This is a genomic window from Acaryochloris sp. IP29b_bin.148, assembly GCF_028285565.1.
GTDB lineage: Bacteria > Cyanobacteriota > Cyanobacteriia > Thermosynechococcales > Thermosynechococcaceae > Acaryochloris.
Genome location: NZ_JANQOY010000042.1, coordinates 1 through 25,539, shown reverse-complemented (window position 1 = coordinate 25,539; position 25,539 = coordinate 1). Strand labels below are relative to the sequence as shown.

Below are 25,539 nucleotides of genomic sequence, written 5' to 3'. Positions count from 1 at the left end.
ATTGCTCCGTACTGTCCCGCCTATGTCTACGTCCTCATCTCTTGATTATTCCGGTCAGGCTGTTGCCCCTCAGCGTATTATTCGGGCTCAGCACAGCCTGTCTCAACTCGAATCTCTTATTCAGCCCTACGGCCAACGACCTTTAGTGGTGGGGGGAGATCAAAGTTTAGCCCGCCTGCGGCCTTATCTATCCTCGATCTCGTCGCTAGCAGTCTCTACGGCCAGCTATGGTCAAGATTGTAGTGAAACCAGTATGACCGCCCTGAGTAAAGCGGTGTCCATGCATCAGGCCGATGTCGTTGTCGGTGTGGGCGGCGGGAAAGCGTTAGACGCCGCCAAACTCTTAGCCTACCAGCATCACTGCCCGGTGATCACTATCCCCACTTCAGCGGCAACCTGTGCCGCGTGGACGGCCTTATCCAATTTGTATTCGGAGGCAGGCGCTTTTCAATATGATGTTGGTTTACCCCAATGTCCCGATTTACTGATTCTTGATTATGAGGTGATTCAAACCGCTCCGCCACGGACGCTGATCGCCGGAATTGGCGATGCCTTAGCCAAGTGGTACGAAGCCTCCGTCAGTAGCGGCCATTCCCAAGAGACCTTGACAATTGCGGCGGTCCAGCAAGCTCGCGTACTCCGAGATATCCTGTTTCAGAAGTCAGCGGTGGCGATTGCCCAACCGGGGGGAGAGGATTGGCAACAAGTCGTAGATGCCACAGTCCTAATGGCAGGGGTTGTGGGGGGGCTGGGCGGCGCCCAATGCCGGACCGTCGCGGCTCATGCGGTCCACAATGGTTTAACGCATCTCACCCCGACCCGATCCAGCTTGCATGGGGAAAAAGTGGCCTATGGCATTTTGGTCCAGTTGCGCTTGGAGGAACTGATCCAGAATAACCACCTAGCAACCACGGCTCGTCATCAGCTGCTCAAATTCTATGGAGAAATTGGTTTACCGATGACCCTAGCGGATTTAGGGATGGCAGATGTATCCCTGAAGGATTTACAAACAGCGGCGCAAGTAGCTTGCCAACCGGACTCGGATCTCCATCATTTACCCTTTACGGTGACGCCGGATCAGCTGATGGCAGCGATGGTTTCTACTGCGAGTCTGATGGCGGGCAGTAGTGCTAATCCAATCCCTTCATCGGATGAGGTTTGCCCATGAGTTTGGATTGGATCACACCGGCCGACCGACTGAGCGCATTACCGCCCTACGTATTTGCCCGCTTAGATGAACTCAAAACCTCGGCCCGCCAGCAAGGATTAGATCTGATTGATTTGGGGATGGGGAACCCCGATGGTCCCCCACCCGAGCCGGTGATTGACGCTGCGATCGCAGCCCTCAAATCTCCTAATACTCACGGCTATCCGCCCTTTGAAGGCCATGCCGACTTTCGCCATACCATTACCGATTGGTATCACCGCCGCTACGACGTCTTGCTCGATCCTGAAATTGAGGCCCTGCCGCTACTCGGGTCGAAGGAGGGCTTAACCCACCTCGCCCTGGCCTATATCAATCCAGGGGATATGGTGTTGGTCCCCAATCCAGCCTATCCGCCTCATTTTCGCGGTCCGGCCCTCGCAGGGGCTGAAATCTATGGCCTACCCTTAAAAGCGGAGAATGACTGGCTCATTGATTTAGGCAGCATTCCTGATCAAGTGGCGGAACGCGCCAAAATCCTTTACTTCAATTACCCTAGTAACCCCACCACGGCGGTTGCCCCCCGCGAGCTATTTACAGAGATTGTCGCCTTTGCTCGCAAGCATCAAATTATGCTGGTCCATGACTTGTGTTATGCCGAGCTGGCTTTTGATGGCTATCAGCCTGTGAGTCTGCTAGAAATCCCGGGAGCGAAGGAGATTGGGGTTGAATTTCATACCCTCTCCAAAACCTACAATATGGCCGGCTGGCGGGTGGGCTTTGTGGTGGGGAATCCCCAAATCATTCAAGGTCTACGAACCCTCAAAACCAACTTAGACTATGGCATCTTTGCCGTGGTACAGGCGGCTGCTCAAACGGCTCTCCAACTCCCTGACAGCCATTTACAAGCCGTTCAGCAGCGCTACCGAGAGCGACGAGATTTTGTAATTTCCGGGCTGAGCGATCTAGGCTGGCGGATTCCCAAAACGAAAGCAACCATGTATTTATGGGCACCCTGTCCTGTAGAGATGTCCTCCGCCGACTTTGCCTTAAAGCTGATTCAAGAAACCGGAATTGTGATGACGCCCGGCAGTGCCTTTGGTCATCATGGCGAAGGGTATCTGCGGATTAGTTTGATTGCAGAGTGCGATCGCCTGGGTGAAGCGATTCATCGTATTCGCCAATCTCAAATTTGTGGCTCGGCCGCGCCCGCTTCCAGTAATGTTATCAGCCCATCATGAAGGGAAGGTTTCTTATATCTGTGATCATCTGTTGTTTCTCCAATCAGAGCGGCTTCCTCCTGCTATTCGGGAGGAGCTATGACCGCTTCTAGAAGCATCTGTTTAGGATTTTTAGTCGCGATTTTAGTGGGCGCGAGCTTACTTCTACTGCCCATCTCAACGGCTAGCGGGGACTGGAATAGCCCTGTGATTGCCCTGTTTACCGCCACATCCGCCGTTTGTGTCACTGGCCATGTGGTCGTGGATACCGGATCCTATTTTTCTCCGGTGGGCCAAGTCTTTATCCTCACCCTGATCCAGTTGGGAGGATTGGGCTATATGGTCTCCACTACTTTTTTGCTATTGTTACTGGGGCGGAAATTTGGCCTGAGGGATAAGATTGCCCTACAGCAAGCCTTAGATCGCTCCAAATTACAGGGATCTAATCAGGTGGTGAAGTCGATTATCGCTACCATCTTGGTCTTTGAGTTGACGGGTATTATTCTGCTGTTTGGGGTGTTTAGCCAGCAGTATGCTACGCCACTGGCGCTCTGGTATGCCGTGTTTCATAGTGTGAGTGCTTGGAATAATGCGGGGTTTAGCTTATTCCCGAATAGTCTGAGTAGCTATCAGTTTTCCTGGATGGTGAACCTCACCATCTCTGGCCTCGTGATCATTGGCGGCATCGGTTACGAAGCGATTTTTGAAGTCTATCTATGGGTGCGAGACCGCCTCACGGGTAAACAGAAGCGCACCCTGTTCTCGCTCAACTTTCGAGTGGTGACCAGCACCACCGTGATCTTGCTAGCCTTGGGAACCATTGCCTTTTACCTCACCGAATCTCATAATCCTGCTACATTGCGATCGCTGAGTTGGAATCAGCAGTTGATCTCAGCTTGGTTTCAGTCCATGACCACTCGTACAGCTGGGTTTAACACCATTGATATCGGCAGTATGACGAATGCTGGATTATTCCTCACCATTGCCTTTATGTATGTGGGCGGTAGTCCTGGCGGCACAGGCGGTGGGGTAAAGACGACCACCATCAGAGTCCTGAGTAGCTGTACTCAAGCGATTCTCCGGGGCAAAGAGGCGGTCACTATGTATGAACGCCAAATTCCCGTCTCTCTGATTTTAAAAGCGGTGGGAGTCGTGGTGGGCTCCATTACCACCATTGTTTCAGCCACCACGTTAATGTCGATTGCCGATCCAGGGGTTGAATTTATCAATATTTTGTTTGAAGTGGTGTCTGCATACGCCACAGTTGGTTTATCCACTGGGATTACGGCTGCTTTATCCGTGAGTTCGAAACTGATTCTGGCAGCCACCATGTATATGGGACGAGTCGGCGTCTTACTCCTGATGGCCGCCCTACTGGGTGATCCTCGCCCGAGTACCGTTCGATATCCGGAAGAGTCTTTACTCGTCGGTTAAATCACGTTTGGGCAATAATACTAGCGTTATGGACGTTTACCCGTGAATTTATCATCATTGAGCTTATTTCCAGGTCTAAATAAAAAAAAGCAGCAGTTTGCGGTCATTGGCTTAGGTCGATTTGGCCGGGCAGCTTGTCAGGCACTCCATCAGGCAGGCCAAGAAGTCTTAGGAACCGATATTGATGAGAAACGTGTGGCGGAGGTGGTGAATAACCAATGGGCTGCCCATGCGCTCCAGCTCGACTCCACGGATCCTATGGCCCTCAAGGAAGCCGGTATTTACGAATTTGACACGGTCATTATTGCCATTGGCAACTATCTGCAAGAAAGTATTATTACCACCTTAAATGTGAAGGAAGCGGGTGTGGCCACGGTAGTGGCTAAAGCCTCTTCAGAAGTGCATGGCAAACTTCTCAAGCGAGTTGGGGCTGACCAAGTGGTTTTTCCTGAGAATGAGGCAGGGTATGCTTTGGCCCGTGCCTTAACTAAGCCTTCCATTTTGGACCGGTTTGAACTTGACCCCCAACATAGCATTGTTGAAATTGTCATCCCGGAAGACTTCCACAATAAGTCCATTGGGGAGCTACAGCTCCGTAGTCGCTATGGTCTCAACGTTCTCGCGATCTGTGGCGATCGCAAGTTTAATGTCAATCCCAGTCCCGATCTGAAATTACAAAAAGGAGCCGTGATGGTGGTGATTGGGGAAACTAAAGCCATTGATGAGCTGCCGCTTTAACGGGCGATAATAGAAATGGCCTACCGCTTCAGGAACCCATCCTCGCCTTGTCTGATCTCCAGTCTTTAACCGCTATCCCTCAAGCTTCCCCTGAATTTAAATCAGGCTTTGTGGCAATTGTTGGCCGCCCCAATGTGGGCAAGTCGACGTTAATGAATCAACTCATTGGCCAAAAAATCGCGATTACCTCTCCGGTTGCCCAAACAACGCGCAATCGCCTTCGTGGTATTTTAACCACCCCCACTGCCCAAATGATTTTTGTGGATACCCCTGGCATCCATAAGCCGCACCACCAGTTGGGCGAAATCTTGGTCAAAAATGCCCGTATGGCTATTCATGCTGTCGATGTGGTGTTGTTTGTCGTGGATTGTTCAGCGCCTTTAGGGGGAGGAGATCGCTTTATTGCGCAGCTGCTGACCCAAACGAATACGCCTGTGATCTTGGGACTCAATAAACTCGATTTACAGCGAAAAACCACAGAGCGGGCCTTGACCTTAGATCAAACCTACAAAACCCTGGCGAAAACACACCATTGGCCCGTTTGTAAGTTTTCTGCGTTGACCACCGCCAAGTTGAATTCGCTGCAACGCCAACTGATTCAACATCTGGCGCCTGGTCCTTACTATTACCCCCCTGATCTGGTCACCGACCAACCGGAGCGATTTATTATGGGCGAGCTAATCCGAGAACAAATTTTACTGCAAACCCGGCAGGAGGTTCCTCATTCCGTCGCCATTGTGATTGATCGTGTGGATGAGTCCCCCAAAATCACTCGAATTTTAGCCACCATTCATGTCGAGCGCGGCTCCCAAAAACAGATTTTAATTGGCAAAAAAGGTCAAATGTTGAAAGCAATTGGCACCGAGGCCCGTCATCAAATTCAAAAGCTGATTGCTGGCAAAGTCTATCTGGAGCTATTTGTGAAAGTTCAGCCCAAATGGCGACAATCGAGAATGCACTTAGCCGAACTCGGATATCAGGTTGAATCTAACTAATTTTTGGTCGATTGAGAGGGATTACATGTCTGCCATACCTCAATCATGGCCTGCACTGCCATTTCCAAGGGAATTTGCTCCAGCGTTTGGCTGTGATGAAATTTTAAGCTGAGCATCAGCTGTTTATGCAAAACGGAGAGGCGCTGACGTTCATGGGCAGCTTCAACAACATCATCTTTGTCCATATGGAGCGACTCTTATCCGTATAGAAATCAGCATTAACTTTGAGTAATAGCTCTGCAAGCTGTTCCCCATCCTTGGAGAGACGAAAAAACAAACAACACTCCGGCTGCCTTCCTTGATTATAAATAATGAACATATTCCACATTTCTGAGCCCCCTCTAATGGGGCAAAGGAATGCCAAAATTTAACAGATATACTCTCAGCAAATGAGGAGATTTAGGATAGTTCAAGGAGTTCTCAATTAATACTAACCTAGACATCCTCTATCCGGATGAATATCTTCAAATCTTGAATCATGCGGGGGCTCGTTTTATCTCCATCACTAATGGGGCAAGAGCCGATTGGCCAGCCTATTGTATTACCATTGCCGTGTTGCTTCGTTGGTGATCATGCAGATTTATACGCCTGATTGGGTTAAACACGCTGTCTTTTATCAGATTTTCCCTGATCGCTTTGCAGGTCGGTCTCATCCCTCTATACCGTCTCACGTTCAATGGGAACCCTGGCAGGCTCCACCCACCTTGCAGGGGTATAAAGGGGGCAATCTATGGGGAATTATTGATCGTCTCGATTATTTAGTGGATTTAGGGATAACGGCGCTGTATTTGACACCCATTTTTCAGTCGGCTTGTAATCATCGGTATCATACCCATGATTATTACCAGGTGGACCCTATTTTAGGTGGGAATGAAGCTCTCACGGCGTTGTTAACCGCTGCCCATGATCGCCAAATTAAAGTGGTCCTGGATGGCGTCTTTAATCATGCCAGCCGGGGATTTTTCTTTTTTAACGACATTTTAGAGAATGGGCCTTACTCGCCGTGGGTGGACTGGTTTCGAGTGGAGGGCTGGCCGGTCGCAGCATACCAAGGTAATCAACCCGCCAATTATCTGGGTTGGAGTGGGAATCGCGCCTTGCCGCAGTTCAATCATGACCACCCAGATGTACGGGAGTACATTATGCGGATTGCTGAATACTGGGTAGAACAGGGAATTGATGGCTGGCGATTAGATGTGCCGAATGAAATCAAAGTGCCTGGGTTTTGGCAGGAATTTCGCGATCGCGTCAAAGCCATCAACCCAGAAGCCTACATCGTGGGTGAAATTTGGGATAATGCCCAGCCGTGGTTAACCGGTGATCAATTCGATGGGGTGATGAACTATCAGTTTCGGCAGGCTTGTATCGCGTTTACCGCAGGGCATCGGGTTGACTTAGCCTATACAACCCAACCCGCCTACGCGCCCTCCCCAGCACTACAAGCACCAGACTATGATCAACGTATCCAAGACTTACTATCCTGGTATCCCTGGGACATTCAGTTAACTCAGCTGAATTTGTTATCTAGCCACGACACGGCCAGGCTATTGTCCATGGTGCATATGGACTACAGCAGTGTTGAGCTGGCTACACTGCTCTTGTTTACCTTTCCAGGGGCACCCTGTATCTATTATGGCGATGAAGTGGGGTTACCCGGCGGCATTGATCCGGATTGCCGTCGCAGTTTCCCGGACAAGCAGGATTGGCATCTAGAACTCCAAACCGTTCATAAACAGCTGATTCAAATCCGGCATGCCCATCCCGCCTTACGCATGGGCCAATATCAAGGGTTATATGCCAAGGACCAGGTTTATATCTTTAGTCGCTTTTTAGACGAAAATCGGCTGATTGTTGCAATCAATTGTGGTTCAGACGCCGTCTCCACACCGCTTGATCTCAGTTTGTTACCCTATCCCATTTCTCGGGTCGAAGTACTCTATGGCAATGCTTCTACCGCCCATTCCACAACTAGTATTTCTAAGAATTTGATCGACTTCCATCTACCTGCTCGTCAAGGGAGTATCCTGTTGGTTAGCGCCTGATCCATTGGAGTAGCCTGCTCAAAATTGCAGTACTCCCCATTTTTGTATCCAAGGCGTCAGATCTGAGTTAATTACTGGGAACTCTAAAGTTAAGGGGGGACCCCAGATTCGGGGATGACATGAATGCATCTAAATTCCCGTACAGTAGAAGCCTTAACCGATGGAAGCAATTTTAATGGTTCTAGCTGGATTGCTAATAGGTGTCCTTTTGACCGTAGCAATTCTCTGCATTTTCTTGGTGGTCCTGGTCTTACCCAATAGAGAATCTTTTATAGCGTTACAACAACACGCTCACAAACCCCAACGTATCGAAACGGAGTTTCGTGAACTCAACGATTTACAAGCCTTGATGGAGCGGAAACAACCTCAGCTGGTCGAAGTTCGACCCTGGCATGATAACGCCGAGTACTTAGCGTTAAAAGCCGATATACAATCTGAGTCTCACGCTTATCGCCATGTGCCCAGCTTCTTGCGCGGATTTATGCCCAAATCCTGGCGAAAAGCATGGCAGTATAGTGAGTCTTTGACCTACGTCAATAATTCAATCCCTAAAATTATTTCTAATTGGGATAGTCGAGAACTCTCTCGTCAGTGCACCCCCACCCTCTTGCAAGCAACGCAGCGAGATAGCTTGGAAAAAAGCTTTGCTGACCTACTGGGTCGCTGTGGCAGAATGACTACCTACCAAGGCATTAAGTACTTTGGATTGGCAAATCTGCAGGAAGGATCGGGTTGGCAATTTGTTGCTCAAGCTGATTTTGAACATGGTTGGGCCATTATTACAGGGCGCGTGATCTGGCAGGGGCAGCGTTGTCGGTTTGATCACTTTAGTATCAGCAATGCCGTTTAACCCACCAAGGGGCTAAGCCTGGTCAGGTAACTCACCAAAATCCCTTAAAACTGGATTAAAAATTGAGGCACGACGGTCTCCTTTGCGGCTACACCGATGGCAACCCCATTGCGAGCGATAGGGGGCCATCGGCCCAATCCCTTCCACTCACCAATCTAGCCAGGCTAGCCGTTTTTCGGGGTGGGCAGCATACGTTTGCAGGAGTGACTGGTACGTGGGGCTATCAGCCCATCGGTCAATTTCTCGGGCTCGAAGCACGGGTAAGGGATGGGTCAGTTCTGCGGTGCGGACGGCTTTGAGCAGGTTAGCCAGATCGTGATCGATGTGATCATAGGCGCGGGCTTGGTCGATAAAGGCATCAACATTGAGCTGTGCCGCAAAGGTGGGAGATCCACCCGCCAGCTTCATCAGCACAGAGGCCATCACTTTGGCATTTTGGGTGACTAATAAACCGGCGCGATCGCAAGTGAATTCCGCACAACGAACCCATGCCATTAGCTGCATTTGCAAGCTTTGAGCAATCAGTCCTCCCCAAGGAGACAACTGCCCCGCCGCCAACACTAGCAGATTCGCAATGGTGAGATAAACACCATGCTCACATTTCAGATGGCCAAGTTCGTGCGCGAACACCGCCTGAATCTCAGGTGGATCGAGCAACTCTAACAAGGACGTATGGACGACAATAAAAGGCCGCTGCCCTCGCATCGCTAATGTATAGGCATTGGGCGTTGGATGTTGGCGCACATACAGCTGGGGTTGGTCCAGATCGAGGATATGACACGCCTCTTGGAGGAGCTGGTACAGCTCGGGAAGCTGCTGCTGACTCACCAAAACACTAGAGCCAATATTTTCCAGATAGAAAATTTGTTCTGCCGTACTGCCGAGCAAGCTGCGCACCAGCCAATCCAAACCGGGCAGTTGCTGTAAGGCTTGGGTCGCTTCTAGATCAAGGGGGTGGCGGAACTGGGCAGCCTGTAACCCCAACAACGGAACTTTAGACATGGGCGGTTTGCGATGAACCAACTTTCTGTATTGTGACATTACTCTTTCAGGTGTGAACTTGGGAGTCAGAGTTAAGATTTCTAAGCATCGGGGTATATTGAGAAGAACTAACAGCTTAGTCTCACGCGTACGTTACTCTGCTGTCACCCATGTGTGAACTAGAGATTGATGCGATCGCACTCCTCAGTTTTAGGGTAGATGTGACGGATGTGTTAAGAGTCTGCGGATTCTGAATTGGATCTGTTAGTTTGAAGGGGGTAATCGCCTTCTCCTTATTTCTTTCGCCATCTAAATAACAGTAAACAAAACGCCTGTGGCTCCAATAAAAAAAAGAAATCAACAAAACCAACCTAATATTAACGAGCGGATTCGCTTTCCTAAGATTCGAGTGGTCGATGCAGATGGAACTCAACTTGGGATTATGGCCCCGAGTGAAGCCATGGAAATCGCCGATGAGCGCAATCTAGATTTGGTTCTTGTCAGCGATAAGGCCGATCCCCCCGTGTGTCGGGTGATGGACTACGGTAAATTTAAATTTGAACAAGAGAAAAAAGCGCGAGAAGCTAAGAAAAAACAGCATACTTCTGATGTAAAAGAAGTAAAAATGCGCTACAAGATTGACACCCACGACTATGAAGTTCGGGTTAACCACGCGAAGCGGTTTTTGAAATCTGGCGATAAGGTGAAAGCAACCGTCACCTTCCGAGGCCGGGAGATTCAGCATTCCCATCTTGCCGAGGCCCTGCTCAAAAGGATGGCTAATGATCTCCTCGACTTCGCCGAAATTCAACAAGCGCCTAAACGCGAAGGTCGCAATATGATTATGTATCTATCCCCTAAAAAATAAGGGGCTTTTCAGATCTAGAATCTACCGACTAGCCGTCCATAAGCTCACCTTTAGAGAGACTTTCTTCCAGCTCTTGTTCTCTTTTGGCGATCTGAATATGAAGCTTGAACTCAGCAGCCAACGACAAGGGGGCTACTACCGTAATGTGTTCTGCTGTCTTCTCTTCTTCAGTTTGAATGCAACTGAAATGGGCCGGTTTTTGCTGGTGTTCAGTTGCTTCTGATTTTTAGCCAAATGGTATCGATTCTCTGATATCCTGGGTTCTTCAAAATCCACGACCTCAAACCCCGTTTCACGAAATGCTTTCCAATAATCGGAAAGCGGTCGGTGAAACCAGATAAATTCCGATGTGAAGTGCCCCCAAGGGGGTTCAATACACTTCTGTTGCTGGAAGTACGAAAAATCCCACTGGTAGGTAACAGCAACATCGCTATCTGTCGTTGTGGCATATTCCTGAGGAAAGCAGGGATGGGAGAAGACGACCACTGCATGCCCTCCGGGTTTCAGCACTCGAAAGAAGGCTTGCACAGTTTCGGTAAGGTCTGGGGTGTCCATCAGTACGTAGTTGGAAATGACGATATCAATCGATTTATCAGCTACTGTACGCAGTATCGAACAAGAGTCAATGCGAAAGTCAATACGGGCCGCTTTTGAGCGGGCAATCCGGAGCATCTCCTCTGAAAAGTCGATACCAATAACGTGGGCACCCTTTTCGTTCAGTTTGCGTGAGAGATAACCCGTACCACACCCCGCGTCGAGGACAGTAGCACCAGAGACATCGCCTGCAAACTGCCAGAGAACAGGGTCGGAATTAAGGATGCGATTGCTATCCCCGTCATCACCCACTTGTTGATCCCAGTCGTCGGCGACACGATTCCAAAACAACTGTGTTTCGTCAGGATTCTTATTCATGCATTCTTCCCGCAGGGCAATCAACAGTGGATAATCATTCCGGATCTGGGCATCGTATTGATTATGCTCAGTCTCTTAGAGATAGGAAGCACGCTTGAACTTTCCCAGAACAATTGGGCTATTTGCCAACGCTCTAGAGTGGCTGCCCTCCCACTTGAACCCACTCGTGTAGCTCGTACTCCACACAGCGGTTTAAAATCAAGGGGTCTTGCTCCACAATTTTTTGCGCATCTTCCTGAGAGTCTGCTTGAAAAATCAGCATACCACCCGCACTTTCTCGCCAATACCCCGTCTTAGCCTGATAGCCCTGCGCGTCCAGCGTTTTAACGTAAGCCAGGTGGGCAGGCACATGTTGATCAAAGGTGGCTTTCTCAACAATGCCGCGTTCAATTTTGATATACCAGGGCATGGCCTAAAGATACTTTTGCAAAATAAGGGACAACTGTTCCTTGGTGGTGGCTGGAGCTTGATCTAAGGGCGTAAAGATGGCGTGTTTCAACGCGTTGTGTGCCTTAGAGGCGGGTGGAGATTGGCTCAGCCGCTTGACCGTCTCTTTAATCACGCTTTGGGCATTACTGGCATTTTTGTGGAGATTGCCAATAATCATTTCTACCGTCACGCTGTCATGCTCAGGATGCCAGCAGTCATAGTCCGTCACTAAGGCTAAAGTGGCATAGGCAATTTCCGCTTCTCGTGCCAGTTTGGCCTCCGGTAAATTGGTCATCCCAATCACGGTGCCGCCCCAGCTCCGGTATAAATTCGATTCCGCTTTGGTGGAAAAAGCAGGTCCTTCCATACACACGTAGGTGCCTTGGCGATGGAGGGTGACATCGGGGAGATTTAGGGATGCGATCGCATCTCCCAATACCCCAGCCAAGGACCCACATACGGGATCACCAAAGCCAATATGAGCCACAATGCCCTTACCAAAAAAGGTAGACACTCGATTTTTGGTGCGATCAATAAATTGGTCTGGCACCACCATATCCAAAGGTTTTGCTTCTTCCTTCAGCGATCCAACCGCTGAAGCTGAGATCAAATATTCAACGCCCAAGGATTTCATGGCATAGATATTGGCTCGAAAGGGGAGTTCACTTGGGATCAAATGATGATTCCGGCCGTGGCGGGCCAGAAAGGCAACCCGTGCCCCTTCTAACGTACCGACAATCAATGCATCAGAAGGATCACCAAAGGGTGTATGGATACTCACCTCTTCAACATCGGTCAGGGCCTCCATCTTATATAGGCCACTACCACCGATAATACCAATCTTCGCCTGAACCATATGCCCATGCCATCGTGTTGTTAGTCCTTCCGTAGTGTACTGGTAAACTTAGCGTCTACGGCGTCGTTTTTTCGATTAAAAAAGCAACTACGCGGCCCAGTCTTGAGGCTTCAGGAAGGTCTCGTACAGCTCTGCTTCAGGAGTATTCGGTTCTGGAGAATAGGCATATTCCCAGCGCACTAACGGCGGCAACGACATCAGGATCGACTCAGTGCGGCCATTGGTTTGCAGGCCAAAAATCGTGCCTCGGTCATAGACAAGATTAAACTCCACATATCGTCCCCGACGATAGAGCTGAAAATTGCGCTCGCGGTCACCATATTCAGTATCTCGGCGTCGTTCGATAATCGGGACATAAGCCGGTAAAAAGGCGTTGCCACAATCTTGAGCAAAGGCAAAGATCTCCTCCCAAGATCGTTGGGGTAGCGTGCCGAGCTGATCGCTATGCTTTGCCGCAATGCCCTCTGCATGAGGACCACGGTACAAGGCCCCCATCCCATCCTGATAATCGAAGAAAATACCGCCCACACCTCGCATTTCTTGCCGATGCTTGAGATAGAAATACTCGTCACACCAGGGTTTAAAGGTGGGGTAATACTCAGGGTGATTGCGATCGCAGGCCGCTTTCATCGTCTGATGAAAATGGACCACGTCTTCTTTAAAGGGGTAGTACGGCGTTAGATCAATGCCTCCCCCAAACCACCAAACGGGTCCCGCTTCGAAATAGCGATAATTTAGATGTACCGTCGGCACATAGGGATTACGCGGATGCAGCACCATTGAAGTCCCGGTGGCATAAAACCGATGCCCTTCAGCTTCAGGACGTTGTTTCAGAATCGAGGGGGGTAAATGATCTCCCCATACCTCAGAGTAATTGACGCCACCTTGCTCTAACACCCCCCCTTCTCGCAGTACGCGCGAGCGGCCACCCCCCCCTTCGGGGCGATCCCAAGAGTCCTCTCGGAAGGTACTGCTGCCATCTAATACTTCGAGCTTATTGCAAATGCTGTCTTGCAATCCGCGCAGAAACGCGCCGACCTGCTCTTTGGAATCTGAGGGGGGCGGAGGAGCATGGGTTACCGCTGCAGGTGTTGAAGAAGATGCAGTCATGAGTAGCCTCTGAAAGAAATAGGAGCTGGGCTATTCTCATCCAGTCAAGAACGCTTCATGGCGATTGCACAAGAAGTCTAGCCAGCCAGGTCGCTTTATCTACTCTAAAACGATTTGGGGCAATGGAGAATAGGGATTTCAGAATCTCTTACAGCCAATCGACAGCAGGATCACTCACACCAAAAAGTATGTGATCCAACCTTAGCGATCGGGCATACCTGAACCACTTCCATTGAGTCCTGGCTGCACAAAAGCGGCTTGAGGACTGTGATCGGGCTGAGACAACTCTCTGACTTCTTGCATAAAATCACTGACCTCATGAGCTAGTTCAGTCCGCTCAGACTCCACCTCTGCTTGGGATGGAAGGTTGGGATCTTCAGGGTTACGCTTTTGGGAAAATCCCCAGGCAAAGATTAGCGCAATTGCTAGAATCATCAACCATTGAGGCGGCACAAAATCATCGTTAACCACTTTCAGCAGCAATCGAGAGCCCACTAACACCACGGTTAAGTAACCCGCATCTTGCAAATGGACATACTCTTCTAGCCACTTAATAAAGAGTCCTGCCATAAATCGCAGGGTAATGATGCCAAAGATGCCACCGGTAATCACTAGCCACCGCTCATCTGACAGAGCAATTGCAGTAGTGACACTATCTAATGAAAACGCTAGATCGGTAATAGCAATAACTGGAATCGCCTGCCAGAGAGAGTTAAATCGGGGGCCATGGTGATGGTGTTCGGCATCTTCTTTGAAAAAATATTGAAAGGCAAGCCATAGTAAATAGCATGCTCCCAACAGCTCAAATTGCCAAAATCGGATCACCCATGTGGCGGTAAAAATTAAGAACATCCGCATCACAAAGGCTGCCAATAAACCAATGTTTAGGGCACGACCTTGCAGCTTTTCATCGGCCAGACCTTTCACCAATGCGGCTAATGCGATCGCATTATCGGCAGATAAGACCGCTTCCAGCGCGATCAAAATCAGGATAATTAAGGCAGTGTCGATACCGATCTGGGGAGAAAGTTCAAACAGTGGATCTAACATCTAGTGACGAATGAGGAAATGAGGTTTAGGGAGGGTAATTGAGTGAAAATCACACTGCTCCTATGTTATTCAACGTACCGCTAAAGTGGATATTTCTGCACACTATATTAAGCATTTCTGTATCGCACGGAAGACTAGGTGATCCCCGATCTGAGCAGGAGTGAGGGGGAGACTCAACAGCAAATTTGGCCGTTCACAGCCAAATGAACCAGAAACTCAACGACCAATGTTGAGTGATGTAACAAATTATTCCCCTCGGTCGCAAATTACCGGACATTGTAAATTGATAGGAATGGGAATTATTGGAGCTTAAATTTTTATGGAACTATCAGATCTACAAATTGTAATTGCTCTTGTTGTGGCCTTGTTGCCTGCATTGCTAGCGCTGAACCTTGGTACTGCCCTTTCGAAGTAAGCGCCTCGGGTGTCTCTAGCTACGGCAGCGAGATTAGAAGACATCCAGTCACTTTACACTTAACAAGCGAAGTGTCTTACTGGCGGTAAGACACTATTTTTTTGCCTCGCACTTGAAAGTATGCCTCACTGGCATCCCAGTCTTCTGGGGTCCTCAAATAGGCTGGATTCCCAAAAATCGTCTTTAGAGAAAAAATGGGGAATTAAGTACTATTTCCTGGCAGAGTTCCAAAAAACTAAAGATTTCTATCAATTTGATTTACACTTTTTCGTTTTATTCGCTACACTAGCCACACACTGAGCCAATTTTACGTGAATCGCGTTAGTTTGGAGCTGGCAAAAATCTTTGTGCCCAAGTCAATGGGCAACAGTAAGTTCTAGTGTTCCCATTCTAATCAGCAAAACGCGGCATCATCGCTGGTTTATCACGCTTCTGTCTTTCTTGCTTCTCCAAGAACGTCACTAATAGGTTGGCCTTAGTGTAGCCCCCTTAGTGATGCTACTTGCCTGCTCAAGGCCAACTGATATGAGTGCTCTGTCTCAACCCAAGCCTGTCCCCCGTTCTACCCGCAAACCTGCGCGGAGAGTTGCGAGTCAGCGTCGTCCGCGCAAGCATCCCAAATTTGCTGCACGTGCCACTGAAACGGCCATAGTGTTGGGGGTTAATGTCGTTTTGATTGGCACCTGTCTTCACACCTTAGGGAATATGTTGCCCCAGCAACTCACTCAACAGGCGAAATTGCAGGAAATCAAAGGAGAGGTAAGTCGAACAACCGCCCATATCGAGCAGCTCAAGCAAACGCATCAACGCAGTTTAGATCCAGAGGTTTCTCGCCGTATTTCGGAAGAGCAGGGGCATTTAATTCGCAAGAATAAGCGGAATTTGGTGTGGATCAAGCCAACTAAACGCCAACCGTAGGCTTATCCTCCTCCTAAACCTTCCCAACGTCTTGATAGCGTCGCTTTTCCCTGATTTTCGATTCACTCAATCCAGTATTCGTAACTAGCGTTACCAAACGTTTAATTTTTTTCTGCTAACGTTGGAGATAGCAGATTAGCCTTTATGCAGGATCCGAAATTTCGTGGAAGCACTCCACATTCTAATTGTTGAGGCTAATCCTCATTTAAGATCGCTCTTGGGTTGGCACTTACAGCAAGCAGGCTATTTTATCCATCTCAGTGCCAGTATTAAGCAGGCTCAAACTGCTTATCAGCACCATCAACCTGATTTGGTCATTGTCGATTCAGATTTACCCGATGGCCAGGGACAGGAGCTATGCCGATGGTTACAACGGCAGAAGCACCCTCTGATTTTAATCTTGTCTGCTCAAACAACTGAAGCAGATGTCGTGATGGGCTTGAAAGCTGGGGCAGATGACTATTTGGGTAAGCCTTTTGGTATGCAAGAGTTTTTAGCGCGCATTGTCGCGCTGAGTCGGCGGAGTCGTCTGAGTCTGCCGACACAAGTATCTTTTGGTGCCCTCAGAATTGATTTGATTCAACGACGGGTTCATTACCATAACGAGTTAGTGGATTTAACCCCCCAGGAATTTAGTTTGTTATATGTTTTGGTTCAAGCAGAAGGGATTGCTCTCAGCCGGTTCGAACTCTTACAGCGAGCTTGGCCAGAAAGCATTGATAACCCCCGAACCGTTGACACCCATATTTTGTCTCTGCGCAAAAAGATTGAGCTGGATCCCCAGCAACCCCAACTGATTCAAACGGTGCGAAATGTTGGTTATCGACTGAATCTGGGCTATTTAATGGATGTGGGTCCAAGCCAAACACAACATCCCAATTCTGCGCCTGCGGTGACTTCCCCTCATCCTTTTCGTTCAGGTGGCTCGCCCCCATCCAGGATGTCGATGTCCAGACCTCAATCTGTCTAGCTGTGAGCCTTTTACTCCCATTCTGCCTGTTCGACTTGGGCTTGTACGGCTAATTGTTCCTTAATGTCTGACCAGTTGATCTCACGGGTGGGGACATCCAAGATTAATTGGCCTTGGTTGAGCCAGAGGATGCGATCGCAAACCTGAGCCAAAAATTCAAACTGGTGACTGGCGATTACTAACGTCATTGAACTGGCCGTCAACACCTGCGCCACACGCGCTATCGTGCCTGGATCGAGGGCGGATGTGGGTTCATCGAAAATACCCACTTTGGGTTCAGTGATACAGGCACGGGCCAAACTGACCAGCTGTCGCTGCCCCACAGAAAGCTGTAATTCGGTCGAGTTTAGCCAGTCATCGACAATCCCCAAGCGTTTGCGCCAGAGACTCACTCGGGTTGCAATCGTCTGCTCTGGCAGGTTTTGGAGTCTGAGCGGATAGCTGAGGGTTTCTTGTACCGTCATCCCCAGGAGCTTCGGTTCTTGGGGGACTAGCATCACCTGCTGGCGCAAGGACAACACGGGCCAGTCTGATAGTGGTTGTTGCTCAAAATAAAGTTGGCCAGAGGAGGGATTGCTGAGACGATTGAACAGCCGTAGCAACGTGGTTTTTCCTGAACCAGAGGCGCCAACAATACCAATGCGATCGCCAGCAAACACCTCCATAGAAATATTCTGCAGCAGATATTGGTTGCCAAAGGAGGTCACCACATCCACCTGTTGAAGTTGGAGTTGTGGCAGTTTAGGCTTAGATAGGGGCAGATTAACCCCCTCTGTTTCTAGCATGCATCGTTCACTGATTCACTGACTCTATTTTGGACTGTGACCTCTAAAATTGCGATGGTGAAAGATTCTATCAAGGGGCATCTCCCGGTAACCTAGTTCCTATGCTTGTTCTTCCGTTCCTCTTTTCCCCATATAGCAAATAATGCTGATTAATTTGAATGTTCGCAGAATTCTCAGGTCAATATGCGATTAAATCGACGAGAATTCCTCTCTTTAGTTAGCCTATCGGGTTTAGGAGCTGGTTTTCTCCACAATAGAACGCTAGCCCAATCTTCACAGCTGGACAATCCTACGGATCCGGCTTGGACGTCTCCGCTCGATCCACCTCTGTTGCGCTTTGTCGCGGTTGGTGATGTGGGCACTGGTGAGCAAGCTCAATATGACGTTGCTCACTCTATGTTGCGTTTCCATCAACGCCAGCCATTCCCCTTCGCTTTCCTGACAGGTGACAATATCTACGATGGGGGAGACATTCAACGGATTGATCAGGTATTTGAGCAACCTTACCAGGGCTTACTGCAGCACAAGGTTCAATTCCATGCCATTCTTGGCAATCACGATGTCATGTCTAATCAAGGGCAGGATCAGATTCGCTACCCAGGTTTCAATATGCAGGGGCGATACTATACCTTTGCCCATGGCCCGGTTCAGTTTTTTGCCCTAGATACCAACCCCGGCCACCACTGGTCTGCCCAATTGCCCTGGTTTAAGCGTGAATTGGCTCAATCCAATGCTGATTGGAAAATTGTCCTGGGACATCATCCCCTCTATGCCTCAGGACTGCACAGCATTAAACAACGGCTAGCAAAACAGCTGGGTCCTTTGTTAGGCCAGTCCAAGGCCTACCCTGGACTGGCTGATCAGTTAACACCATTGTTCACTCAATATGGGGTGCAGCTCTACATCAATGGCCATGAGCATCACTACGAACGAACGCATGCGATCGCAGGCACCACCTATCTCACCTGCGGGGTTGGAGCCAGGTTACGACCCACCGGATCATCCACCTGGACTGCCTTTGCCAGCTCACAGCTAGGTTTTGCAGTAATTGATATATATGCCGATCAACTCATTATCAAAGGAATTGGTGTGAATGGCATCCCCTTTGATCAAGGCAACGTTCTTCGTCAGGCTCACTTGGACTCAAACTCACCACTGCTCTGATACGGCTGCCTCAATCTTAATGTGAAAGATTAAATTGTGGAGCTAATGCTTAATGACAGATGAACTGTATGCAATAGCATGAACGGGTCTAACTCCTTTTGTCAAACTCGACTTCATACAAACAAGCTGCTACCGAATATTTAGTCCTATTGACACCCTATCGATACAACTCGCTAGAGTTTATGACCGCCAAGGCAAACGGACATGCATTTCGGCCACTGGATCCATTTCAGATATAGGGCTATTATCCGTTTGAGCTAACATCTTTTGACCATACCAATTTGCTCCCGGATAAGCCGTTAAACCATGAACAAAAATACTTAAGAAAACGGTAATAGCCATCGTATTGAAAATGATATTGCTACCCAATAAGTTATCTTCTTCTACAATTGCTAGGCCGTAAACAATTGAAGCAATTCCCCTAGGGCCAAACCAGCCCATAAAAAAGATGCTTACCGGCTGTAGCTTTGCCCCCATCATTGAGATAGCTACTCCTAGTATGCGAACAACAGTCAAACTTCCTAGCGCATATAGCCACATTTGCCAGGTTGCCTGGGCTAGAGAGGGTATAATCATCACCGCGCCGTACAGCAAGAACGTAAGTAATGTTAGAAGCTGTCCCTCAGCCTCTCCAAACTCGTACAGCTTTTGTTGAATAGCTTCAGAAGTGACATTTCCGGAGACTAGACCCGCACAAAAAGTAGCAATAAAGGCATTGCCACCTATCATCTCTGCTCCGGTATAGGCCAAAAATGAGAGTCCCAGAACCGACAAATCCTCAAAGGACTCATTCATCCATTTGCGCTGCAGGCTCTTCTCAATTAGCTTAGTGCCGAAGTAACCAATCACAACGCCCATGACCACACCAAACACAATTTGTCTGCCGCTAAAGGTGAGCCAGTAAGTGGCATTGGTGGCCTTTTCACTTTCTTCTGCTAACGCCAAAAATAATAGAAGGACAGGTAAGCAGATGCCGTCATTGAGACCACTTTCAACATTAATAGCTTGACGAATACATGATGGAACCCGATGGCTGTTGACCACAGCTTGCCCCAGAGCAGCATCAGTCGGCGCCAGGATGGTCGCAAGAGCAGCAGCTTCCCAAGGATTGAGTACTGATGAAAAGAGCATTAAGGCAAGCCCTGTTCCGCCCATAATAGTGATGGGTAAGCCAATACCGAGCAACCGTAGCGGTAGCCTATAGCCTTGTCGCAACTGATTAAGCTGAACGCGTGAGGCATCTGTAAAAAGTACAATTGCCAGAGTAGCTTCGGCTAGAATCTTGATATTTTCATTGGAGGCGGTAAGACCTTGAGCGAGTCCTAACACTGTCGGGCTGATGAGTAAGCCAAAGGTGACATAAGCCATGGGTGGGGTAATCACACTTTTTTCGAGGCGACGAGAAAAAGCCCCAAAAATCAAAACAAAAACTGCGATCGCCGCTAGAATTTCAGCATTCATATCACACCCCTCTAAAAAACAGCCCAAGTAGGTATTGGTATAGCTCAGGCTGAACTGAATGTAATTTCTCTTTGTCTCACCTTTCCGCAAAAAAGTGAACAGTTAATTCAATCTGAGAGGGTTTGCGCTCAAACCCTTCACTAATCGTCTTCAATCTGAACATTGCAAAGGAAATCATGGTTAATCTGTTCATTCATTAGTCTGACCGTTTATGAAGATGATCAACCGATCGAAAACATGATGAGAGTCACCATGATATTGCATGAGCACGAGCAGTGCGCCACATTAGAATGCATTGGCAGAGTAATGATAAAAGCCGTTGGTCTTGATCACCTTGCGTAGTGAGCGAATTTGCATCTTCATCAATATGTGCTGACAAACTACAGCCGCCAATTCCACCTACTATCTCTACACCTCTGGATGCAAAAAAACAACTTTTACTTAGGCGATTTTGCCGAGAGAGCTAATCATAATTAATATCTAAATATACTCCTATAGGATTACTTTATAGGGTTGCCAATAGTTCGCCATCATTGCAAGCAATCTAGTGCAAAAACAAATTAGTCAGTTATTACCATTGACTATTATTCGCCAAAACTGACAGGTGGTTATTATTTTTTACATTTCACGTCTTACCGACTCACCGATCAAAGTCACTAAAGCCACCATACCCAATCAGCCACTTGCAAAACAAATACTGGGTTTAGATAACACCCCACGGGGTCCCTTCCAATGACCTATTGATAGGTCTTTTGTCTCTAGTTTTATCGTTATTTCACCCTGTCAAACACTGAACTCAATCTCTTCGTTAAAGTCTTTCGAGACTTGGGAATACTCAGTAAGTGCGACTGCATTTCTATTTTTTGAAGGCAAAAAATATTCTTTTCTAGCCTAAGAGAAATCAGGCCATCTTTGGATTTTTTCTTATGTGAATAAAACTCAAATGACTCAAGCTTTAACACCGAACAACCATTCATTCCTAGAGGTTGATCCGCCACTAACTTCTGAAGCCGCTCCGCTTCAGAACAGTAGAGAAAAGACGCTAGAACAGGCTCAATCTGCGCCTCAGCCCACTTCCTCTGAGCTACAAAAAGCACGCCAAAAGTATCAATACGATTACACCCACATTCCATCGGTGGCAATGGTCCATAAACTGCCCCACGAAGAGCTACCCAGCTTTGCATGGTGGGAAAAAGTCATTAAAGTCATGGTCACCATCTTTGTGAATGCCTTGACCATTCACAAAGACCGCTGGTCAGAAGAAGAGGCTCGCAAACATGTGGCGCATTTACTCAAACAGACCCTGAGCAAAATTTTCAAACAGGGAACAGTCAGAACTCGGTTGCGATTAGTTTGGCATATGGCCAAAGCAGCTCCCCAGTTTCTGTGGAAAGGATTGACGTTAGGACTGCATGAGTGGGAAGAGGTCGTTGGTAGCTTAATTTCAGGTGTTGATAAGCATATTTTGCTCGATCTGTTTAAGGGGTTAAAAGCCCGCGTTGATCAGATGCGTGATGGTCAGGCCGCCACGAGCATAGAGCAGTACGAAAAGCAGTTTGCCACGATTGAGTTACCTGCGATCGCATCCTACTTCCAGGAAGATGAGTTCTTTGCCTATCTGAGAATTGCAGGCCCCAACCCAACGATGCTGGAACAGGTTCGATCCTTGTCTGGTGATCGGCTCAGTCAGAACTTTCCGGTGACCAACGCTCACTATCAAGCCGTTATGGGGAGTGAGGATTCCCTAAAAAAGGCTCTAGATGAACAGCGCCTGTATCTTGCCGACTATCATATTCTAGCTGGGGCAACCAATGGCACCTTTCCCAACACCCACCAAAAATACATCACAGCACCTCAAGCGCTATTCGCGATTCCTCAGGCTAGTTCAACTTCCCGCCATCTACGTCCCGTCGCCATCCAATGCGGACAAAGCCCTGGTCCAGAGACCCCCATCCTTCTTCCCACCCCCCAGGGCTCGTCTGAGCGTTATGCCTGGGAAAGGGCTAAGAGTGCCGTCCAAGTCGCCGATACCAATTACCACGAAGCCGTTACCCACTTGGGCCGCACTCACCTGTTTATGGGCCCCTTCGTCATGGCAACCCATCGCCAACTGTTATCCACCCATCCACTCAGTCTCCTACTGCGACCCCACTTTGAAGGAACACTCAATATCAATCATGGTACTCAGACCCTCCTGATGGCGCCTCAAGGCGGTGTAGACAGCACGTTGGCCCCCACCATTGATTCTGCTCGGGCTTTAGCAGTCAAAGGGTTACAAAGCTATGGGTTTAATCGTGCAATGCTGCCAAAGGTGCTAGAGCAGCGAGGGGTTGCGAATCCAGACACCTTTCCCATTTACCCCTACCGTGATGATGCCTTACTACTCTGGCAGGCCATCCAAGAGTGGGTATCTGCTTATCTGCACCTCTACTATGCGGATGATGCTGCGGTACAGCAAGATCAGGCACTACAAAACTGGGCAGCCGAGCTGATCGCCTTTGATGGCGGACGTGTCGTGGACTTTGGCGAAGCAGGTCGCATCCGCACCCTCAACTATCTGATTGAAGCGGTAACGATGATTATCTTTACGGCCAGCGCCCAACATGCCGCCGTTAATTTTCCCCAGGGAGACATTATGGTCTATACCCCTGCCATGCCCTTAGCGGGATATTCGACTGCACCAAATCAGACCACCTCTAGTGAAGAAGCATACTTTGGGCAGCTTCCTCCCCTAGACCAAGCACAAGAGCAACTGGAGTTAACCTACCTTCTGGGCCAGGTGTATCACACAAAATTAGGACAATATGAGGCGGGATGGTTCCAGGATAAGCAAGTTCAGGCTCCTTTGCAGGTCTTCCAAACACGATTACGGGAAATAGAAAAGGAGATCTTAGCCCAACACAAAAACCGTCCCTATCCTTATTCCTACTTGCTACCTTCCAAGATTCCTCAAAGTATCAATATCTAGTAGGCCAACAGGCGATTTTCCCGTCAACTTAGGTCAGAAGCATTTTTCTATCACCCAATAAATAGAACTTATTCAATGCATAGACCATCACTTTCGGGATCCTCCCTTTTCTGATTTTAATCACCGCTTTGCAGATTCAGTCTGCAAAGCACCAACCCCTTATCACAATCAACCTCGCACTCTTATTTAGGCAAGAACTATGGCTGGCCCTTCTCTAAACTTATTTCGTCCAAAACCCCATACTGAACAACGTCCAACCCCCCAGGGAAAGACAGGAATCGCTCAACAGTTGTTCAGGTATTTGCTTCGCCACAAAATCAAGCAATTCAAAGGTATTCCAGGTCCTACTCCTTCATTTCCTACGGGAAATACCCAAGATTTGTCAAAGGGGAAACCCATCTGGGAAGTGTTTGCAGACTATGCCCAACAATACGGTGGTCTGTCCTTGTTTTGGCTCTTGGGGCGTCCTTGCCTCGTCCTAAATGACCCTGATTTGATTGCTGAAGTTCTCATGGAGTCAACAGCTGGGCAAACAGAGACAAAAACCACCTCCAAATGCCCTTTTCATAACTTTCGATTCTATAAAAACCTCCCCCGCAAGGCGCTCAGGCCGATCATGACGGACACCAGCACCTTTATCGCTCCTGTAGCCGATCAAAGATGGCAGGAGCTGCATCAAAATCATCCTTTCGCCCTGGATTATTTCGATCAGTGGTTGGACACCCAGTTTCCTACCCTAAGGGCATTTATGCAGACCAGAATTGCAAAGCTAGCAGCTGAGTCTGCCACTTTTGAGGCATTCGAGATGGTCCAAAAGCTAACCTTTGATGGATTTTCGTTGGCGATGGTGGGTAAAGTCTTTCCTGATCAAGTTTTCGCCCAATTCAATACCCTGTGCCAGAGCAGCACCCAACGCATGAATCGCTCGACCATCGCCAATGGCCTGATTCCCAACCGACCCTGGGATCCTCGCTTTCATCAGGTGAGTCGCCAGTGGTTCAAATACTTTGACCAAGCTGTCCAACAGGCACAATTGCAACCTACGGGTGAATCGTTGATGGCCTGGGTGATGCGCAAGGGGGGATCTAACCATACCCCCGACGAATTCAGAAATATCTTTGCGGGTGTCTATCCGGGCGGAGCCATCTCAGCGCCCAGTGCGATCACCTCAACCCTACATCTCCTCTATCAGCATCCAGAGGTCTTAGCCTCACTGCGGGATGCACTTAAGGACTTATTCGCAGCCCCCTTAACGCTAGAGCGTTTAGAAAACTGCACTTTACTGGATCAGGTATTGCGCGAAGCCATGCGACTGCGGCCTCCAGTGCCCTTTTTTATGCGGAATGTCAATCCAGACCAGCCGACTAAGCTAGGAGGACATACCATCCCCGCGAATACTTCTATTTTTATCAACAACTGGTATCTCCATCGCAGTGATCACTGGTCTTGTCCTGAGGCATTTAAACCCGAACGCTGGGACCCAGAAACCTGTCGTCAGAACGATTGGGGCAGTGGCTATTTCTTTCCTTATGGCCGCGGAAAACGAACTTGTATGGGTCAAGCCTTAGCCCACTGCTTTATGAAACTAACGCTGGCGGTGATGGTTTCAGAATGTGAGGTGACCTTCGGCGATCAGCCTCATGATCGAGAGTTTTTCTTTGGTGTTGCAGTCCCTCGGCAGTTGAAAGTGAGCCTGGCTCCCTTGTAGTGGAGTAGGGGGCGATCAATGCCCTGCCCAGAGAATCCAGATATCTATCAACGCCAGCAACAGGCTGAATCCTAGCAAGATGCTGTACATCCACACTTGCGCCAAAGGCTTGACGGTGGCCATCTTTAACCCCGTTTGGGTTTCAATCATGCGGGTCATTTGGGCAAATCCTGCTACGCGCATCGGCAGCAGATGAGCGGACTCCTTGGGGGTGATCAGGTAATAGACCAAGCCTCCCTGGCCCGTTGCTCTGGGTTTGATGGCGGTAATGTCTGGCCAAGCTAAAAACCACCCTTGGCGGAACCAAGCAGGCACCCATTGAGGATAGTTAATCCCTATGCCTGTCTCCGTCAAGTGGACTTGCTCACTTAAGGCAGCAGCCAGTGCCAAAGCACCTAGGCTGATGCCGATATACACGCTGCTTAAGGCGATTTCTGGGAAAGAACGCACGGAACTTTTGGTCATTTGATGCAATAGTGATGCATTGAATCTAACTCTGAGCATGCGTGAACAATTAACGT

At 48.7% G+C, this 25,539-nt stretch carries 24 protein-coding genes; 14 read left to right on the top strand and 10 right to left on the bottom strand.

All coding sequences use genetic code 11. The annotated features are described in order from the left end of the window. Positions 1-22 precede the first annotated feature (22 nt). The 5 genes from Q0986_RS04410 (at position 23) to era (ending at position 5,531) form a co-directional block, all read left to right on the top strand. Positions 23-1,168, top strand: coding sequence for an iron-containing alcohol dehydrogenase family protein (locus Q0986_RS04410; RefSeq protein ID WP_299404603.1), 1,146 nt, complete (start codon positions 23-25; stop codon positions 1,166-1,168). Then, entirely contained in the window at positions 1,165-2,385 is a 1,221-nt protein-coding gene (locus Q0986_RS04405) for an aspartate aminotransferase (RefSeq protein ID WP_299404589.1), read from the top strand. Before Q0986_RS04410 ends, Q0986_RS04405 begins: the two co-directional genes overlap by 4 nt. A 78-nt stretch (positions 2,386-2,463) precedes the next feature. Further along, a complete protein-coding gene (locus tag Q0986_RS04400; RefSeq protein ID WP_299404584.1) occupies positions 2,464-3,798 on the top strand; it encodes a TrkH family potassium uptake protein in 1,335 nt (444 codons plus the stop codon). A 42-nt stretch (positions 3,799-3,840) separates the two neighbouring features. Next, positions 3,841-4,536: a TrkA family potassium uptake protein gene (locus Q0986_RS04395; RefSeq protein WP_299404580.1), complete on the top strand. Its 696-nt coding sequence runs from the start codon at positions 3,841-3,843 to the stop codon at positions 4,534-4,536. A gap of 47 nt (positions 4,537-4,583) precedes the next feature. Beyond that, positions 4,584-5,531 (top strand): GTPase Era, encoded by a 948-nt coding sequence (gene era / locus Q0986_RS04390; RefSeq protein WP_299404575.1) that lies wholly within the window; start codon positions 4,584-4,586, stop codon positions 5,529-5,531. Here era and Q0986_RS04385 read toward each other — a convergent pair. Further along, on the bottom strand, positions 5,528-5,716 hold the full coding sequence (locus tag Q0986_RS04385) for a hypothetical protein (RefSeq protein ID WP_299404571.1): 189 nt from the start codon (positions 5,714-5,716) through the stop codon (positions 5,528-5,530). The genes era and Q0986_RS04385 overlap by 4 nt on opposite strands. Positions 5,717-6,103: 387 nt before the next feature. Here Q0986_RS04385 and Q0986_RS04380 point away from each other — a divergent pair, with 387 nt between their 5' ends. Then, positions 6,104-7,573, top strand: a complete 1,470-nt coding sequence (locus tag Q0986_RS04380) for a glycoside hydrolase family 13 protein (protein ID WP_299404567.1) — start codon at positions 6,104-6,106, stop codon at positions 7,571-7,573. Between the two features lie 160 nt (positions 7,574-7,733). Continuing rightward, positions 7,734-8,423 (top strand): hypothetical protein, encoded by a 690-nt coding sequence (locus tag Q0986_RS04375; RefSeq protein WP_299404563.1) that lies wholly within the window; start codon positions 7,734-7,736, stop codon positions 8,421-8,423. Positions 8,424-8,570: 147 nt separating this feature from the next. Here Q0986_RS04375 and Q0986_RS04370 read toward each other — a convergent pair whose 3' ends face one another. After that, entirely contained in the window at positions 8,571-9,425 is an 855-nt protein-coding gene (locus Q0986_RS04370; RefSeq protein ID WP_299404559.1) for a M48 family metallopeptidase, read from the bottom strand. A gap of 313 nt (positions 9,426-9,738) precedes the next feature. On the opposite strand from Q0986_RS04370, the gene infC reads away from it, so the two are divergent. Next, positions 9,739-10,272, top strand: coding sequence for a translation initiation factor IF-3 (gene infC / locus Q0986_RS04365; protein WP_299404555.1), 534 nt, complete (start codon positions 9,739-9,741; stop codon positions 10,270-10,272). Between the two features lie 135 nt (positions 10,273-10,407). On the opposite strand, the gene Q0986_RS04360 is transcribed toward infC, so the two are convergent. The 5 genes from Q0986_RS04360 to Q0986_RS04340 form a co-directional block, all read right to left on the bottom strand. Then, entirely contained in the window at positions 10,408-11,184 is a 777-nt protein-coding gene (locus Q0986_RS04360; protein WP_299404551.1) for a class I SAM-dependent methyltransferase, read from the bottom strand. A gap of 133 nt (positions 11,185-11,317) precedes the next feature. Further along, on the bottom strand, positions 11,318-11,593 hold the full coding sequence (locus tag Q0986_RS04355) for a YciI family protein (RefSeq protein ID WP_299404548.1): 276 nt from the start codon (positions 11,591-11,593) through the stop codon (positions 11,318-11,320). A 3-nt stretch (positions 11,594-11,596) separates the two neighbouring features. After that, positions 11,597-12,469, bottom strand: a complete 873-nt coding sequence (locus Q0986_RS04350) for an S-methyl-5'-thioadenosine phosphorylase (protein ID WP_299404543.1) — start codon at positions 12,467-12,469, stop codon at positions 11,597-11,599. A gap of 87 nt (positions 12,470-12,556) precedes the next feature. After that, entirely contained in the window at positions 12,557-13,579 is a 1,023-nt protein-coding gene (gene hemF, locus Q0986_RS04345; RefSeq protein ID WP_299404539.1) for an oxygen-dependent coproporphyrinogen oxidase, read from the bottom strand. 201 nt (positions 13,580-13,780) lie between these two features. Beyond that, on the bottom strand, positions 13,781-14,629 hold the full coding sequence (locus tag Q0986_RS04340; protein WP_299404536.1) for a hypothetical protein: 849 nt from the start codon (positions 14,627-14,629) through the stop codon (positions 13,781-13,783). 319 nt (positions 14,630-14,948) lie between these two features. Here Q0986_RS04340 and psaM point away from each other — a divergent pair, with 319 nt between their 5' ends. The 3 genes from psaM to Q0986_RS04325 all read left to right on the top strand — a co-directional run bounded on the left by psaM (position 14,949) and on the right by Q0986_RS04325 (position 16,932). After that, complete coding sequence (gene psaM, locus Q0986_RS04335) at positions 14,949-15,044, top strand: photosystem I reaction center subunit XII (protein WP_212664281.1); 96 nt, start codon at positions 14,949-14,951, stop codon at positions 15,042-15,044. Between the two features lie 525 nt (positions 15,045-15,569). Further along, the gene (locus Q0986_RS04330; RefSeq protein ID WP_299404526.1) at positions 15,570-15,962 is read left to right on the top strand and encodes a hypothetical protein; all 393 of its coding nucleotides are present in this window, start codon (positions 15,570-15,572) and stop codon (positions 15,960-15,962) included. Between the two features lie 163 nt (positions 15,963-16,125). Then, positions 16,126-16,932 carry a response regulator transcription factor gene (locus tag Q0986_RS04325; RefSeq protein ID WP_299404521.1) on the top strand — a complete coding sequence of 269 codons (807 nt, stop codon included), beginning with the start codon at positions 16,126-16,128 and terminating at the stop codon, positions 16,930-16,932. A gap of 11 nt (positions 16,933-16,943) precedes the next feature. Here Q0986_RS04325 and Q0986_RS04320 read toward each other — a convergent pair whose 3' ends face one another. Beyond that, positions 16,944-17,717, bottom strand: a complete 774-nt coding sequence (locus tag Q0986_RS04320) for an ATP-binding cassette domain-containing protein (RefSeq protein ID WP_299404516.1) — start codon at positions 17,715-17,717, stop codon at positions 16,944-16,946. A 183-nt stretch (positions 17,718-17,900) separates the two neighbouring features. Here Q0986_RS04320 and Q0986_RS04315 point away from each other — a divergent pair, with 183 nt between their 5' ends. Next, positions 17,901-18,881, top strand: coding sequence for a metallophosphoesterase (locus tag Q0986_RS04315; protein ID WP_299404511.1), 981 nt, complete (start codon positions 17,901-17,903; stop codon positions 18,879-18,881). Between the two features lie 180 nt (positions 18,882-19,061). Here Q0986_RS04315 and Q0986_RS04310 read toward each other — a convergent pair whose 3' ends face one another. Further along, the gene (locus tag Q0986_RS04310) at positions 19,062-20,342 is read right to left on the bottom strand and encodes a cation:proton antiporter (RefSeq protein WP_299404508.1); all 1,281 of its coding nucleotides are present in this window, start codon (positions 20,340-20,342) and stop codon (positions 19,062-19,064) included. 928 nt (positions 20,343-21,270) lie between these two features. Between Q0986_RS04310 and Q0986_RS04305 the strand changes: the two genes are divergently transcribed. Both Q0986_RS04305 and Q0986_RS04300 read left to right on the top strand, forming a co-directional pair. Continuing rightward, positions 21,271-23,310, top strand: coding sequence for a lipoxygenase family protein (locus tag Q0986_RS04305; RefSeq protein ID WP_299404504.1), 2,040 nt, complete (start codon positions 21,271-21,273; stop codon positions 23,308-23,310). 199 nt (positions 23,311-23,509) lie between these two features. Further along, positions 23,510-25,018 carry a cytochrome P450 gene (locus Q0986_RS04300; protein WP_299404500.1) on the top strand — a complete coding sequence of 503 codons (1,509 nt, stop codon included), beginning with the start codon at positions 23,510-23,512 and terminating at the stop codon, positions 25,016-25,018. A 15-nt stretch (positions 25,019-25,033) separates the two neighbouring features. On the opposite strand, the gene Q0986_RS04295 is transcribed toward Q0986_RS04300, so the two are convergent. Beyond that, complete coding sequence (locus Q0986_RS04295) at positions 25,034-25,483, bottom strand: hypothetical protein (RefSeq protein WP_299404495.1); 450 nt, start codon at positions 25,481-25,483, stop codon at positions 25,034-25,036. Positions 25,484-25,539 lie beyond the last annotated feature (56 nt).

Coding starts and splice junctions, on each gene's coding strand:
- Q0986_RS04410 (WP_299404603.1), top strand. CDS start 23: ATGTCTACGTCCTCATCTCTTGATTATTCCGGTCAGGCTGTTGCCCCT.
- psaM (WP_212664281.1), top strand. CDS start 14,949: ATGGAACTATCAGATCTACAAATTGTAATTGCTCTTGTTGTGGCCTTG.
- Q0986_RS04320 (WP_299404516.1), bottom strand. CDS start 17,717: ATGCTAGAAACAGAGGGGGTTAATCTGCCCCTATCTAAGCCTAAACTG.
- Q0986_RS04375 (WP_299404563.1), top strand. CDS start 7,734: ATGGAAGCAATTTTAATGGTTCTAGCTGGATTGCTAATAGGTGTCCTT.
- Q0986_RS04295 (WP_299404495.1), bottom strand. CDS start 25,483: ATGACCAAAAGTTCCGTGCGTTCTTTCCCAGAAATCGCCTTAAGCAGC.
- Q0986_RS04380 (WP_299404567.1), top strand. CDS start 6,104: ATGCAGATTTATACGCCTGATTGGGTTAAACACGCTGTCTTTTATCAG.
- hemF (WP_299404539.1), bottom strand. CDS start 13,579: ATGACTGCATCTTCTTCAACACCTGCAGCGGTAACCCATGCTCCTCCG.
- Q0986_RS04315 (WP_299404511.1), top strand. CDS start 17,901: ATGCGATTAAATCGACGAGAATTCCTCTCTTTAGTTAGCCTATCGGGT.
- Q0986_RS04330 (WP_299404526.1), top strand. CDS start 15,570: ATGAGTGCTCTGTCTCAACCCAAGCCTGTCCCCCGTTCTACCCGCAAA.
- Q0986_RS04300 (WP_299404500.1), top strand. CDS start 23,510: ATGGCTGGCCCTTCTCTAAACTTATTTCGTCCAAAACCCCATACTGAA.
- Q0986_RS04400 (WP_299404584.1), top strand. CDS start 2,464: ATGACCGCTTCTAGAAGCATCTGTTTAGGATTTTTAGTCGCGATTTTA.
- Q0986_RS04350 (WP_299404543.1), bottom strand. CDS start 12,469: ATGGTTCAGGCGAAGATTGGTATTATCGGTGGTAGTGGCCTATATAAG.
- Q0986_RS04385 (WP_299404571.1), bottom strand. CDS start 5,716: ATGGACAAAGATGATGTTGTTGAAGCTGCCCATGAACGTCAGCGCCTC.
- Q0986_RS04360 (WP_299404551.1), bottom strand. CDS start 11,184: ATGAATAAGAATCCTGACGAAACACAGTTGTTTTGGAATCGTGTCGCC.
- Q0986_RS04310 (WP_299404508.1), bottom strand. CDS start 20,342: ATGAATGCTGAAATTCTAGCGGCGATCGCAGTTTTTGTTTTGATTTTT.
- Q0986_RS04355 (WP_299404548.1), bottom strand. CDS start 11,593: ATGCCCTGGTATATCAAAATTGAACGCGGCATTGTTGAGAAAGCCACC.
- Q0986_RS04370 (WP_299404559.1), bottom strand. CDS start 9,425: ATGTCTAAAGTTCCGTTGTTGGGGTTACAGGCTGCCCAGTTCCGCCAC.
- Q0986_RS04340 (WP_299404536.1), bottom strand. CDS start 14,629: ATGTTAGATCCACTGTTTGAACTTTCTCCCCAGATCGGTATCGACACT.
- Q0986_RS04405 (WP_299404589.1), top strand. CDS start 1,165: ATGAGTTTGGATTGGATCACACCGGCCGACCGACTGAGCGCATTACCG.